The organism is Longimicrobium sp., from assembly GCA_036389795.1.
Classification (GTDB): Bacteria; Gemmatimonadota; Gemmatimonadetes; order Longimicrobiales; family Longimicrobiaceae; genus Longimicrobium.
In genome coordinates this window covers 19,154-32,892 of the sequence record DASVWD010000136.1, presented here as the reverse complement: position 1 = coordinate 32,892, position 13,739 = coordinate 19,154, and the positions used below count along the sequence as shown (strand labels likewise).

Sequence of the window (13,739 nt, the reverse complement as noted above, 5' to 3'; positions counted from 1 at the left end):
GCCGGCACATCGCCCGCCGCTCGCGCACCTGCCGGCATCCATCGGTCGAGGCAGGCCTCGACCCTACGAAACTGCCCCCCGCACCAATCCCGTCGAGCCCACCCTCTCCCAGACCTGGGAGAGGGTTGCCGCTCCAGGGCGGCGGGTGAGGGCTGCCGCGGCGGCGCCGAAGCCGGGCTACGATCCTCCCCCGCCCGGCTCCACCCGCGCCAGCGCGATGGTCGCCGGCACCCCGTCCAGGTCCACCTCGCGGACGGCCTCGTACCCGTGGAAATCGGTGGTCGATCCGATCTCCAGCTCCACCGCCAGCGTCTCGCGCTTGACCAGCTCGCCGAAGGCGCGCATGGCGTCCAGCAGCTCGCCGTCGCCGAACACGCCCAGGCGGATGCGGTCCTGCACCTGGAGCCCACTCTCCTTGCGCAGCTTCTGGACCCGGTTCACCACCTCGCGGGCGATCCCCTCCCAGCGCAGCTCCTGGGTGATGACGGGGTCGAGCGCCACCGTGAAGCCGTCCGACGACTCCACCACGAAGTCGCCCTTCGCCAGCTGCACCACCTCCAGGTGCTCCGCGGCCAGCTCCACCGCCTGCCCGTCCGCCTGCACCGCGAGCGGCTCGCCGCGGCGGAAGCCGGCCAGCGCCGCCGAGTCCAGCGCGCGGATGGCGTCGGCCACCCTGGGCGTCAGCTTCCCGAACGCCGCGCCCAGCGCCTTGAAGTTCGGCCTGGCGCTGAAGCTCACCAGCTCCTCCGCCTCGTGCATGAACTCCACGCGGTGCACGTTCAGCTCGTCGCGCAGGATCGCCAGCAGGTCCTCGCCCGTCTCCACCCCGGCCGGGATTACCGCGTAGAGCACCTCCAGCGGCTGGCGCACCTTGATCCCCTGGCGCCGCCGGCCGTCCGGCTCCACCACCTCCGCCTCCTCGCGCGCCGCCCGGCCCAGCGTCGAGAGCGTGCGCACCGCCTCCATCCCCCGCTCCAGCTCCCTGTCGATCCACGCGCGCTCGACCGCGGGGAAGTCGGCCAGGTGCACGCTCATCTCGTCGCCCGCCAGCGCGCGGTGCAGCCAGTCGGGGAGGAACGGGGCGATCGGCGCCATGAGACGCACGACCGTGACCAGCGCCTGGTGCAGCGTGGCGAACGCCGCCCGCGTGTCGGCCGCGTCGGCGCTCCCCCAGAAGCGGTCGCGCGAGCGGCGCACGTACCAGTTCGACAGCTCCTCCACCACGAACTCGGCGACGGCCCTCGTGGCGTGGGTGAGGTTGTAGCCTTCCAGGTCCTCCGTCACCTCCGCCGTCACCGAGGCCAGCCGCGAGAGGAGCCAGCGGTCCAGCACCGAGCGCTCCTCCGGCCGCGGGTCGTCCGCGCCCGGCGCCCACCCCTCCAGGTTGGCGTACAGGGCGAAGAAGCGGTACGTCTGGCGCAGCGTGTCGAAGGTCTTGCGCTGCACCTCGCGCACGCCCTCGGGGTCGAAGCGCTTGGGCAGCCAGGGGTGGCTCGAGGTGACCAGGTACCAGCGGATGGCGTCGGCGCCGAACTGCCCGATCGCCTCCATCGGGTCCACCACGTTGCCGCGGGACTTCGACATCTTCAGCCCCTCGGCGTCCAGGATCATGTCGTTGACCACCACGTTGCGGTACGACGGCCCCCTGCCCAGCAGCGTCGAGATCGCCAGCAGCGAGTAGAACCACCCGCGCGTCTGGTCGACGCCCTCGCAGATGAAGTCCGCCGGGAACTCCCGCACCTTCGGCCCGCCCTCGATCTTCTCCCGGTTCTCGAACGGGTAGTGGTGCCGCGCGAACGGCATCGCCCCGCTGTCGAACCACACGTCGATCACCTCGGGAGTCCGCCGCATCGTCCCGCCGCACCCGCCCTCCGGGCAGCCGAAGACGATCTCGTCGATCCCCGGCCGGTGCGGGTCGAAGCCCTCGGGGAGCCCCCCCGCCAGCCCGCGCAGCTCGTCGTACGAGCCCACGAAGCGCACGTGCTCGCGATTCGTCTCGCACACCCAGGCCGGCAGCGGAGTCCCCCAGTAGCGGTTGCGCGAGATCGCCCAGTCGACGTTGTTCTCCAGCCACTCGCCGAAGCGCCCGCTGCCGATCTCGGGCGGGAACCAGTTGATGCGCGCGTTGTTGCCGAGCAGCTCCTCGCGCAGCGCCGTGGTGCGGATGAACCACGAGTCGCGCGCCATGTACAGCAGCGGGCTGGAGCAGCGCCAGCAGTGCGGGTAGCTGTGCTCCTCCTTGCTGGAGCGGAAGACCATCCCCCGCTTCTTGAGGTCGATCACCAGGTCGGTGTCGGCGTCCTTCACGAACTTCCCGCCCACCAGCGGCAGGTCCGCCCGGAACGCGCCGCGGTCGTCCACCGGCTGGAGGACGGGGAGGCCGAAGCGCTGCCCCACCGCGTAGTCGTCGGCGCCGAACGCCGGGCTCATGTGCACGACGCCAGAGCCGTCCTCCGCGGTGACGAAGTCCGCCGGCACCACGTGCCACGCCCGCTCCGCCGCGTCCGGAGGCCCGTACTGCAGCGGGTCCACCCAGTCGAACGGCCGCCGGTAGCCGAGCCCGACCAGCTCGTCCGCCGCGAGCGTGCGGACGGCCGCCTCCTCGGACCCGAAGAGCGGCGCCACGCGGGCGCGGGCCAGGACCAGGCGGCGGCCCTCCCACTCCACCTCGGCGTACTGCAGCTCCGGGTGCACGGCGAGGGCGACGTTGGAGACCAGCGTCCACGGGGTGGTGGTCCACACCAGGAGCTCGCGCCCGTCCGGCTCCCCGTCGCGGCCGAGGACCGGCAGGGTGACGTAGAGCGACGGGTCCTTGACGTCCTTGTAGCCGAGGGCCACCTCGTGGCTGGAGAGGCCGGTGCCGCAGCGCGGGCAGTACGGCAGGATCTTGTGGCCGCGGTAGAAGAGCCCGCGGTCGGCGATCTGCTTCAGCAGCCACCAGACGGACTCGACGTAGTCCGGGTGGTAGGTGACGTACGGCCGCGAGTAGTCCAGCCAGTAGCCGATGCGCGCCGAGAAGCGCAGCCAGTCCTCCAGGTAGGTGGACACGCTCTCGCGGCACACCTCGTTGAAGCGGGCGATGCCGATCTCCTCGATCTCGCGCTTGCCGCTGATGCCGAGCCTCTTCTCCGCCTCGATCTCCACCGGCAGGCCGTGCGTGTCCCACCCCGCCATGCGCGGCACGTGGCGCCCCTGCATGGTGCGGAAGCGCGCGACCGCGTCCTTGAGCGTGCGGCTCAGGACGTGGTGGATGCCGGGGCGGCCGTTGGCGGTGGGCGGACCCTCGTAGAACACGAACGTCTCGCCGTCCGCGGTCTTCTCCAGGCTGCGGCGGAAGGTGTTCTCGGCCTGCCAGCGGGCGAGCACCTCCTCTTCCAGCTCGCCCGTGGTCTTCGGAAGCTCCGGGTATTCCCGCATCGGTTCGGCTGAACGAAAACGTCTCCGGCTGCTCTCGGCGAGCGGCCGGGCGGTGATGGACTGGCGGCGAATCCGGCAAATATAACGGGCGCGGCAAGCCGCGCCCGCGCGGGTCCGAGCCCCGCCCTGCAAGAACCGTTCGGGGGATGTCCGTCAGGGCTCGCGCCGGCCCTCGCGCACGAACGCGACGATCTCTTCCTTAGTCAGCCCGAGGTCGAGTCCTTCCACGTCAAGAGGTGATCCAGCCGCCTTGTCCGGTTGCAGCAAGAACATCTGCCCTCAGGATGACATCTCGAACGCGGAACCTGGTATCAGAGCGCCAGCCGGACGGCCAGGCTGCGCGCGTACGGCTGGAAGCCGAGCCGGTCCGCGATGGCGAGCGAGGGCGCGTTCGCCTCGAGCGTGCGGTACTGCGCCAGCAGCCCGCGCTCCACCGCCTCGGCGGCGATCCGGCTCACCGCCGCCGCGCCGAGGCCGCGCCCGCGGAAGGCGGGATGGGTCACGACGGCGATGTGCGCGATGGTCTCGCCCCACACCTCGTAGCCGGCGGCGGCGGCCAGCACGCCGTCCGCGAACACCCCCGCCACCGGACCGTCACTCAACTCGCTCCCGCCGTGCTCCCACTCCTCCGGCATGCAGGCGCGGCGGAGCACGTCGAGGGCGTCGGCGTCGTCGGGCGCCAGGAGACGGGTGCCGGGATCGGGCGGGAGAGGCCGGAGCGTCCCGGCATCGGCGTAGCGGATCGCCGCCGGGCCGACGACGGCCTCGACGCGAGCTCCGAAGACGGCGCGCCAGCGGGCCTCGTCGCCCAGGCCGTCCCGCGCCGCGGCGGCCGCCGGCTCCCCGTGCGAATCGACCAGCGAGCGAGGGAGGGAGACGATCGGTGCCGCGCCGAATGAGTGGAGGTAGGCGCCGGCGAAGTCGGCCAGCTCCGGGGAGTGCGGGAGGACGAGCGGCTCGGCCGGGCGGAGCCGCTCGGGCGCGCACCCGAAGACGCGCGCCCAGTACGCGTCCGCCGCGGCGCGCGCCGGTGCGGAGAGCATCTACTGCCGCCTGGGAGCGTCCGGCAGGCGGCTGCAGGTCTCCATCATCATCTCGCGCTCGGCGTCGGACTTGGAGCGCGCCTGGGCCACGCAGTCCGAGTACCGCTGCCCGGCCGGCGAAGCGCGCGAGGGGCGGTCGGCCTCGGAGCGGACGATGGGCGTGGGCGCCCCGCCAGGCTGCGGCTGTGGCATCACCGACTCCGGCAGGGCGTCCGCGGCCTCGGTGCCGGGCGCCGGACCCGTCTGCGGCCCGGCCTGCGGGACGGGGTTGCCCGGCGGCGCCAGCGTGGTGTCGACGTCGTCCCCGCCCTCCGCCGCGCCGCCGTCCCCGCCGCACGCCGCCGCAGCGAGGATGAGGGCGAGCGCGCACCACCGGAAGTATCGTCCGTTCATACGAAGTGCGAAGTGCGAAGTGCGAAGTGCGAAGTGCGAAGTGCGAAGTGCGAAGTGCCCAGTGCCCAGTGCCCAGTGCCCGGTCCAGGTGGTTACTGGGCACTTGTACCTGGGCACTGGGCACTGCGGGATTCACATCCGCGCCACCACGCCCTCCACCAGCCGCGTCAGGTTCGGCTCGGCGGCGTTGGCGGTGGCGATGATCCGCTCGATGCTCGCCTCCTCCAGCGCGTCGGGGAGGCAGGCGTCGGTGATGATGGAGAGGCCCATCACCCGCATCCCCCCGTGGCGGGCCACGATCACCTCGGGGACGGTGGACATCCCCACCACGTCGGCGCCCATCACCCGCAGCATGCGGTACTCGGCGCGCGTCTCCAGGTTGGGTCCGGGGACGGCCACGTAGACCCCCGTGCGCAGCGGGATCCTGAGCTCCAGCGCCACCTCCTTCGCCAGGTGCTGGAGGTCCAGGTCGTACGGCTGGCTCATGTCGGGGAAGCGCGGGCCCAGCGCGTCGTCGTTGGGGCCGCACAGCGGGTTGTCGCCCAGCAGGTTGATGTGGTCCGCGATCAGCACCAGGTCGCCCGGCGTCCACAGCGGGTTCATCCCCCCGCAGGCGTTGGAGACCACCAGCGCGCCCGCCCCCAGCGCCCGCATCACCCGCACGGGGAAGGTGACCTCCTGGAGGGTGTAGCCCTCGTAGCGGTGGAAGCGGCCCTGCATGGCCACCACCGCCTTCCCGCCCAGGCGCCCCAGCAGGAGCCGCCCCGTGTGCGACTCCACCGTCGAGAGCGGGAAGTGCGGCAGCTCCTCGTAGGGGATCGCCGTCTCCACCTCGATGCGCGCGGCCAGCGCGCCGAGGCCCGTCCCCAGGATGATCCCCACCTCCGGCGCGAGCGCGCTGCGGGCGCGCACCGCCTCCACCGCCTCGGCGATGCGCGCCGCGAGCGAGCCGGTCGTCGTCTCCGTCACGGACTAGACCCCTTCCTCGTCCAGCGCCTCCGCCCGGTCCACCTCGGCGTCGAGCCGCGAGATCGTGGTGGTGCGCTCCTCCTCCTGCTCGATCTCCACCAGCTGGCGCTCCACCAGCGCGCGGAAGAGGCGCAGGAAGCGCACGCGCTGCGCCTGCACCCGCCGGAGCGCCTCCAGCGCCAGCGTCACCTGCCGCTTGGCGTCGGCGATGATGCGCTCGCCCTCGGCGCGGGCCTCGCGCATGGCCAGGTCCGCCTCGCGCTGGGCCTGCTCGCGCATCCCCTCGCGGATCTGCTGGGCGCTGACCAGCGCGTCGTTCATGGCCCGCTCGCGCTCGCGGTACTCGGTGATCGCCTCGGCCATCGAGGAGACCCGCGTGTTCAGCGCGCTGTTCTCGCGGACCAGCTCCTCCATGCGGGCGACCACCTCGTCGAGGAAGTTGTCGACCGCCTCGGGGTCGTAGCCCCGCATCACGCGGCGGAAGTCGCCCTTCTTCTTGCGTACGTCGAGCGGCGTCAGGTCGATCATGCCCCCCGCTCCCCGAAGATGCTGGAGCCGACGCGGACGAGGGTGGCCCCCTCCTCCACGGCGATCTCGTAGTCGTTGCTCATTCCCATCGACAGGTGCCGGGCCCGGAAGCCGGGGAGCTGCCGCCCGGCGTCCTCCGCCAGCTCCCGTGTCCTGCGGAACGCGCGGCGGATCGCGCCCTCGTCGTCCGTGAACGGCGCCATCGTCATCAGCCCCGCCACCTCGATCCCCGGCAGAAGGGCGATGCGGCCCAGCGCGTCCACCAGCTCCTCCGGCTCGAAGCCGCCCTTGGTCTCCTCGCCCGAGGCGTTCACCTGCGCCAGCGCGCGGACGGTGGTGCCGGCCTTCGCCGCGGCGGCGGAGAGGGCCTCGGCCAGGCGCAGCGAGTCGAGCGAGTGCAGCAGGTCGAAGAGCGGGAGCGCCTTCGCCGCCTTGTTGCGCTGCAGGTGGCCGATCAGGTGCCAGCGGACGGCGCCGCGGCCCACCTCGGCCACCTTCTCCTCCATCTCCTGCACGCGGTTCTCGCCCACGTCGGCCACGCCCGCGGCGATGGCCGCCCGGACGACCTCCGGCGGGTGCGTCTTGGTGACGGCGACGAGGGTGACGGGGTCGGTGCGCCCGGCGCGCTCCTTCGCCCGCTCGATCCGCTCCCTCACCTCCGCGACCCGCGCCGCCAGCACGTCCGTTTCCATGGCGAAGGATTGTACGCCCCGGGCGGGGGCGGAGCAAGCCGACGCGAGGTGTTCGCCCGGTGGCGGATCTCGCACGGGAGCTTCCGGTGACGCGGATCGGCTCGCTAACTTACCGTGCGTCTGCCGCCCGCAACCTACAAGAGGAGAGTCCAATGCCCCTTACAGCCGACCAGATTAACGGACTGACGGCCGCGCAGCTTACCGAGGCTGCGCTGCGTCTCCCGGAGGAACAGCGGGAAGCCATCGTGGACGCGTTGCTTGCCAGTCTGGTGGATCAGGAGCTCGATGCTGCCCAGGTCGCGGAGCTCGAGCGCCGTAGCGAAGAACTCCGTACGGGGAAAGTCAAAGGCATCCCGGCCGAAGAAGCCCTCCGCCAACTCGACGAAATCGCTCGGTGAAGCCAGTCATACTCCATGACGAAGCGCAGGCGGAGCTGAAGGACGCGGTTCGATTCTATCGGAAAGAGAATCCTGGCCGGGCGAAGAGATTCGCGGCGGACGTGCGTGCAGCGCTCGCCCGCATCAAGCGCAACCCCGAAACCGGGTCTCCCGACGAATGGGGGTTCAGGAGAAAGTACGGCTACCGGTTCCCCTACACGCTCATTTATCGCATTGAGAGCGAGCGAATCCACGTCCTCACCGTGATGCACCAGCGGCGCGATCCAGATTACTGGCTACACCGGCTCTGAGATGAGATCCCGTGGGCGCGTACGATTGGGATGCTGGAAAGAGGCGGCGTTCACACGTGAGTTGGGAGATGCCGCTCGGCAGGAGCAGTTGATCCGGATGTTCGATCGCGCTGCCAAGGACGTCAACGCGGAAGACTATGCTGAGCGCGGAAGCGCCTGCTGGACGCGTTTGCTCATCGAAACTGAGTAGACGGGGCGATTTTCCTCACGACGTGACCCGCGGCGCGGCGGCGGGGGCGGAGGGGAGGTGGCCGGCGTTGAGGACGTGCTGGAGCTGCTCGGGGGTCAGGCCGCGCTGCAGGCGGCCGCGGTGCGCCACGGAGATGATCCCCGTCTCTTCCGACACCACCACCACCAGCGCGTCGGTCTCCTCCGAGAGCCCGAGCGCCGCGCGGTGCCGCGTCCCCAGGCTCCTGTCGGTGACGGGGAACTGCGTGAGCGGGAGGATCACCCCCGCGGCCACGATGTCGTCGCCGCGCACGATCACGGCGCCGTCGTGCAGCAGCGAGTACGGGGTGAAGATGTTCACCAGCAGCGGCGACGAGACGCGCGCCTCCAGCGCCGTCCCGCTCTCGGCGTACTCCCCCAGCCCCACCTCCTGCTCGATGGCGATGATGGCGCCCGTCTTGTCGCGCGAGAGCTCCTCCACCGCCTCGGCCACCTCTTCGGCCGCGTAGCGCTGCTCGGCGCGGTTGAACACGCGGAAGAGGCGGTTCTGCCCCAGGCTGGCCAGCGCGTTCCGGAGCTCCGGCTGGAAGACGATGAGCGCCGCGATCACCCCGAAGTTGAAGAGCGTCTGCAGCAGCGTCTCCAGCAGGGTGAAGTTGAGGATGCGCGAGACCACGTAGACGCCCACCAGCAGGAAGCCGCCCAGGAGCATCTGGATCGCCCGCGTGCCGGCGAACACCAGCAGGATGCGGTAGATGACCGCCGCGACGATCAGGATCTCCAGCAGGTCCTTCCAGCCGGGGACCAGGAAGCCGAGGCGCTCCAGCAGCTCGCTCACGCCCCCTCCGCCGCCCGGAAGACCGCCTCCGCCACGTCCAGCGCGTGGCGCGCCGCCCGCACCTCGTGCACGCGGAAGATCCGCGCGCCCCGCGCCAGCCCCGCCACGCACGCCCCCACCGTCCCCGCGTCGCGCTCCTCCGCCGGGATGCCTCCCAGCAGCCGCCCGATGAACGCCTTGCGCGAGGGCCCCAGCAGCACGGGCCGCTCCAGCCGCCGGCGCAGCACGTCCAGGCGCGCGATCAGCTCCAGGTTCTGCTCCGCCGTCTTGGCGAAGCCCACCCCCGGGTCCACCACGATCCGCTCCGCCGCGATCCCCGCCGCCAGCGCCCGCCCGAGCGGCCCCGCCAGCTCCTCCGCCACGTCCTCGGCCACGTCCCGGTAGTCGGTCAGCGTCTGCATGGTCTCGGGCGTGCCGCGCATGTGCATCAGCACCAGCCCGGCGTCCGTCGAAGCGACGGCGCCGGCCATCTCCGGGTCGGCGAGCGCCGAGACGTCGTTGACCGCGTCGGCCCCCGCCGCGAGCACTTCGCGCGCCACCGCCGCCTTGCGCGTGTCCACCGAGACGGGGAGGTCCAGCTCCGCCTTCACCCGCTCCAGCACCGGGAGCACCCGCGCCAGCTCCTCGTCCGCCGGCACGCCGCCCGAGCCGGGCCGCGTGGACTCGCCGCCCACGTCGAGCAGGTCGGCGCCCTCCCGGGCCAGCTGCCGCGCGCGCGCGAGGGCCGGCCCCGCGTCGCGGAACCGGCCCCCGTCGCTGAAGCTGTCGGGCGTGACGTTCAGGACCCCCATCACCAGCGGGCGCTCGAGCGAGAGCGTCCGCCCGCGCAGGACCCAGACGTCGTCGCGCGACCGAGCTTCCGTCATGGTACGAGGTACGGGGTACGTGGTGCGGAGCCGTGTTTCGCGAAGGTAGCGCACGCCGGTCCGCGCCGCCACCTCAGCCCACACGTACCTCGTACCCCGTACCCCGTACCGCCGTCACGCAAGCCGCGGCTTGAGCTCCACCTGCCCCGGCGCGCGGTCGCGGGCCGCCGCGGGGAGCGGCTCGGGCGCGGGGAGCGGCGCGCCGGTGCGGAAGGGCGGTAGCTCCTTCCCGGCGGCCAGCGTCTCCGCGTCTTCCCGGGTCAGCGTCTCGCGCTCCAGCAGCGCCGCGGCCATGCGGTGCAGCAGGTCCAGGTGCTCGCTCAGCACGTCCTTCGCGCGGGCGTAGGCGCCGGTGATCACCCGCGAGATCTCCTCGTCCACCAGCTGCGAGGTGCGCTCCGACACGGTGCGGCGGTGGCCCAGGTCGCGCCCCAGGAACACCTCGGTCTCGTTGTCGCTCACCAGGATCGGGCCCACCGCGTCGGAGAGCCCCCAGTGCGTCACGTAGTTGCGCGCGATGGTGGTGGCGCGCTGGATGTCGCTCTGCGCCCCCGTGGTCACCCGCTCGCGGCCGAACACCAGCTCCTCGGCCACCCGCCCGCCGTACGCCATCACCAGGCGCGCCTCGATCTGCCGCCGGGTGAGCGAGACGCGGTCGTCCTCGGGAAGCGTGAACGCCAGCCCCAGCGCCTGCCCGCGGGTGACGATCGTCACCTTGTGCAGCGGGTCGTTCCCCTCGACCTTCATGGCGCAGATGGCGTGGCCCGCCTCGTGGTACGCCGTGAGCCGCTTCTCCTCCTCCTTCATCACCAGGCTGCGGCGCTCGGCGCCCAGCATCACCTTGTCCTTGGCGTCCTCCAGGTCCGCCATGTAGACCATGTCCTTGTTGCGCCGGGCGGCCAGGAGCGCGGCCTCGTTGACCAGGTTGGCCAGGTCGGCGCCGCTCATCCCCGGCGTGCCGCGCGCCAGCACGGGCACGCTCACGTCGGAGGCCGTGGGCACCTTCTTCAGGTGCACGCGCAGGATCCCCTCGCGGCCGCGCACGTCGGGGCTGTCGACCACCACCTGCCGGTCGAAGCGCCCGGGGCGCAGCAGCGCCGGGTCGAGCACGTCGGGGCGGTTCGTCGCGGCGAGGAGGATGACGCCCTCGTTCGACTCGAAGCCGTCCATCTCCACCAGCAGCTGGTTGAGCGTCTGCTCGCGCTCGTCGTGGCCGCCGCCGAGCCCCGCGCCGCGGTGGCGCCCCACGGCGTCGATCTCGTCGATGAAGATGATGCAGGGTGCGTGGGCCTTCCCCTGCTCGAAGAGGTCGCGCACACGGCTGGCGCCCACGCCCACGAACATCTCCACGAAGTCCGAGCCCGACATCGAGAAGAAGGGGCGCCCCGCCTCGCCGGCCACCGCGCGGGCCAGCAGCGTCTTCCCCGTCCCCGGCGGGCCCACCAGCAGCGCGCCCTTGGGGATGCGCCCGCCCAGGCGGCTGAAGCGCTTGGGGTCCTTGAGGAACTCCACGATCTCCTGCAGCTCCTCCTTGGCCTCGTCGCACCCGGCCACGTCGTCGAAGGTGACCTTGGGGGTGTCGCCGGTGAGGAGCTTCGCCTTGCTCTTGCCGAACTGGAACGCCTTGTTCCCGCTCGCCTGCATCTGGCGGAAGATGAACACCCAGAAGCCGATGAGCAGGAGCCACGGCAGGAGCCCGCGCACCATCACCCACCAGTTCATGTCCTCGCGCCGGGCACTGACCACCACCTGCGCGTTCCTCAGGTCCTCCTGCAGCTTCTCGTCGAACTGGCCGAAGGGCAGGACCACGCTGAAGCGCCGGATCGGGCCCTTGCGGCCGTTGATGGCGTTCTTCAGCACCCCGTACGCCTTCTGCCCCGCCACGATGGTGACGCTGTCGACGTTGTTGGCGGCGAGCTGGGCCTTCAGCTGCGAGTAGTCGATCTCCTGCGTCTGGCGCGGCCCGTTGGTGAGCTGCACCAGCAGGATGGAGATCACCACCAGCAGCGCCCAGAAGCTGGCGGTGCGGGTGATCCGGCCCCAGCGGGGCCCGGTCGGGGGAGCTTCGTTGCGTTCGGCCATCTTCACCTTCTTGGGCGTCCTCCCGCGCTCGGCGGCCTCACGATGGGAGGCTGCCGATGAACGGGAGGTTGCGGTAGTCTTCGGAGTGGTCCAGCCCGTAGCCGATCAGGAACTCGTGGGGGGCGTCGAAGCCCACCCAGCGGGGCTCGCGGATCAGGCTGGTGGCGATGTGCTTGTGCAGCAGGGTGCAGATCTCCAGCGACGCGGGGCCGCGCTCCTCGAGCACGGGGATCAGGCGCGAGAGCGTGGTGCCGCTGTCGACGATGTCCTCCACCAGGATCACGTGCTTCCCGGCGAACTCGGCGTTGGGGTCGTAGAGGAGCTGCACGTGCCCCGAGCTGGTGGTGCCGCTGCCGTAGCTGGAGGCCACCAGGAAGTCCACGTGCAGCGGGCGGGTGATCTCGCGCACCAGGTCGCTCAGGAAGATGAACGACCCCTTGAGCAGCCCCAGCACCAGCAGCTTCTCGCCGTCGGGATAGGCGGCCGAGATCTCGCGGCCCATCTCGCGCACGCGCGCGGCGATCCGCTCTTCGCTGTAGACGATGCGGGAGAGCGCGCGGCCGCCGGTGCGGGCGAGGGTCAGGTCCGTGTCAGGCATCGTCGAGGTCGAGGGTGAGTGCCCGCTCTCCGGGGCGGGGCGGCGCCACCGCCTGCCCGATCCCCGCCACCCAGAGCACGGCGCCCGCGGCGTCGGCCAGCACGGCGGCGCGGGAGCGGGCCGAGCGGGGGACGCGCGCCTGGTTGAACAGCTTCTTGAGCGTCTTCGTCCCGCCGGGCGTCCGCATCCGGTCTCCCGGGAGCCAGCCGCGCAGGAAGAGCGGCCCGTCCACGCGGTCCCGCGGCAGCACCGGCCGGTCCGCCGCGGGCCTGCCGCCGTTCCAGACGTCCGTCCGCCACTCGGCCCGCCGCTCGCGCCCGCCGATCAGGCACGTTCCCCGGCCGCTGTCGCCCTCGATCAGCAGCGGCCGGTCCGGCGGCCGGTCCTGGCCCGTGCGCTCGACGCGGGCGGCGCCGAACTCGGTGGAGACGCGGACGCCGCCGGGGAGGAGGAGGTGCCTGCCGCTGGGTGCCCGGCAGATAAACCGAAGCGCCGAGCGGGTTCCCGTCCGGTCCAGGACGATCCCGTAGCGGCGCAGGACGCCGCGCAGCAGCCGCGCGGCCACGGCCGAATCATAACCCGCAAGTGCTTCGCGGACAAGAACGAGCGCCCCGTCTTCCTCGCGCGCGAGGCCCGCGGCGGCCCCGGCCAGGAGCCGCTCCCACGTCGCTTCCTCCTCGCGCGCCAGGGCGGCGAGGCGCACCAGGCTCCTCCGCGCGCCCGGGGCCACGCGCTCGGCCAGCGGGAGGAGCTCGTGGCGGATGCGGTTGCGCGCCGGCCCGGCCAGGCGGTTGGTGGGGTCTTCGCGCCAGCGCAGCCGGTGCGCGCGGGCGTAGCGCCTGAGCTCCGCGCGCCAGAAGGGAAGGAGCGGGCGGACGAGCCCGCCCGGGTCGCTCGCGGGGATCCCCGCCAGCCCCGCGATCCCCGTCCCCCGCAGCACGCGGAAGAGAACCGTCTCGGCCTGGTCGTCCGCGTGGTGCGCGGTGGCCAGGTGCGTGGCGCCGACCTCTTCTTTCGCGGCGCGGAGGAACTCGTAGCGCGCGTCCCGCGCCTCCTCCTCGGTGCGCAGCGCCCGATCGCTCCTGCGGGCGAGGAGGGAGACGCCCCACGAGGCGCAGAGGCCGGCCGTCCAGCGCGCGTCGGCGTCGCTGCCGGGGCGCATGGCGTGGTCGAAGTGCGCGGCGGAGACCGCGACGCCCAGGTCGGCCGCGGCGAAGCGCAGCAGGTGGAGGAGGACCACGGAGTCCGCCCCGCCCGAGAGCGCCACCAGCACGTGCGCGTCGCCGCGCGCGAGGCCGAGCCGCTCCAGGTTCGCCCGAAAGCGCTCCGCCAGCGAGGGAGGGTTCCGCATGCGCCGAAGCCGGGGGATCAGAGGAAGCCCGGCGGGAAGTTAACGAGAGGGAACGCGCGGGAGAACGGTGGGATGCGGCCGGCGTCCGCGCGCCGCGGCAGCCTCC

The 13,739-nt window shown here is 72.3% G+C and carries 13 protein-coding genes; 2 read left to right on the top strand and 11 right to left on the bottom strand.

Annotated features, from left to right (window positions below; genetic code table 11):
- Positions 1 to 177 precede the first annotated feature (177 nt).
- The 6 genes from ileS to VF746_17980 all read right to left on the bottom strand — a co-directional run bounded on the left by ileS (position 178) and on the right by VF746_17980 (position 7,042).
- A complete protein-coding gene (gene ileS / locus VF746_18005) occupies positions 178 to 3,417 on the bottom strand; it encodes an isoleucine--tRNA ligase (GenBank protein ID HEX8694320.1) in 3,240 nt (1,079 codons plus the stop codon).
- A 311-nt stretch (positions 3,418 to 3,728) separates the two neighbouring features.
- The gene (locus tag VF746_18000) at positions 3,729 to 4,460 is read right to left on the bottom strand and encodes a GNAT family N-acetyltransferase (protein HEX8694319.1); all 732 of its coding nucleotides are present in this window, start codon (positions 4,458 to 4,460) and stop codon (positions 3,729 to 3,731) included.
- Positions 4,461 to 4,853, bottom strand: a complete 393-nt coding sequence (locus VF746_17995) for a hypothetical protein (GenBank protein HEX8694318.1) — start codon at positions 4,851 to 4,853, stop codon at positions 4,461 to 4,463. It abuts the gene before it with no gap.
- A 132-nt stretch (positions 4,854 to 4,985) separates the two neighbouring features.
- Positions 4,986 to 5,822: a purine-nucleoside phosphorylase gene (locus tag VF746_17990; GenBank protein HEX8694317.1), complete on the bottom strand. Its 837-nt coding sequence runs from the start codon at positions 5,820 to 5,822 to the stop codon at positions 4,986 to 4,988.
- A gap of 3 nt (positions 5,823 to 5,825) precedes the next feature.
- Positions 5,826 to 6,350, bottom strand: a complete 525-nt coding sequence (locus tag VF746_17985) for a DivIVA domain-containing protein (protein HEX8694316.1) — start codon at positions 6,348 to 6,350, stop codon at positions 5,826 to 5,828.
- Positions 6,347 to 7,042 (bottom strand): YggS family pyridoxal phosphate-dependent enzyme, encoded by a 696-nt coding sequence (locus tag VF746_17980; protein ID HEX8694315.1) that lies wholly within the window; start codon positions 7,040 to 7,042, stop codon positions 6,347 to 6,349. The genes VF746_17985 and VF746_17980 overlap by 4 nt, the downstream gene beginning before the upstream one ends.
- Before the next feature lie 152 nt (positions 7,043 to 7,194).
- Between VF746_17980 and VF746_17975 the strand changes: the two genes are divergently transcribed.
- Together VF746_17975 and VF746_17970 are read left to right on the top strand one after the other, a co-directional pair.
- The gene (locus VF746_17975) at positions 7,195 to 7,440 is read left to right on the top strand and encodes an addiction module protein (GenBank protein ID HEX8694314.1); all 246 of its coding nucleotides are present in this window, start codon (positions 7,195 to 7,197) and stop codon (positions 7,438 to 7,440) included.
- A complete protein-coding gene (locus VF746_17970) occupies positions 7,437 to 7,730 on the top strand; it encodes a type II toxin-antitoxin system RelE/ParE family toxin (protein HEX8694313.1) in 294 nt (97 codons plus the stop codon). Before VF746_17975 ends, VF746_17970 begins: the two co-directional genes overlap by 4 nt.
- 205 nt (positions 7,731 to 7,935) lie before the next feature.
- On the opposite strand, the gene cdaA is transcribed toward VF746_17970, so the two are convergent.
- From cdaA to tilS, 5 genes are all read right to left on the bottom strand, one after another.
- Complete coding sequence (gene cdaA, locus VF746_17965; protein HEX8694312.1) at positions 7,936 to 8,736, bottom strand: diadenylate cyclase CdaA; 801 nt, start codon at positions 8,734 to 8,736, stop codon at positions 7,936 to 7,938.
- The gene (gene folP / locus VF746_17960) at positions 8,733 to 9,602 is read right to left on the bottom strand and encodes a dihydropteroate synthase (protein HEX8694311.1); all 870 of its coding nucleotides are present in this window, start codon (positions 9,600 to 9,602) and stop codon (positions 8,733 to 8,735) included. Before folP ends, cdaA begins: the two co-directional genes overlap by 4 nt.
- Before the next feature lie 114 nt (positions 9,603 to 9,716).
- A complete protein-coding gene (gene ftsH, locus VF746_17955; protein HEX8694310.1) occupies positions 9,717 to 11,684 on the bottom strand; it encodes an ATP-dependent zinc metalloprotease FtsH in 1,968 nt (655 codons plus the stop codon).
- Between the two features lie 37 nt (positions 11,685 to 11,721).
- On the bottom strand, positions 11,722 to 12,282 hold the full coding sequence (gene hpt / locus VF746_17950; protein HEX8694309.1) for a hypoxanthine phosphoribosyltransferase: 561 nt from the start codon (positions 12,280 to 12,282) through the stop codon (positions 11,722 to 11,724).
- Positions 12,275 to 13,633 carry a tRNA lysidine(34) synthetase TilS gene (gene tilS, locus VF746_17945; GenBank protein ID HEX8694308.1) on the bottom strand — a complete coding sequence of 453 codons (1,359 nt, stop codon included), beginning with the start codon at positions 13,631 to 13,633 and terminating at the stop codon, positions 12,275 to 12,277. Before tilS ends, hpt begins: the two co-directional genes overlap by 8 nt.
- Positions 13,634 to 13,739: the final 106 nt, after the last annotated feature.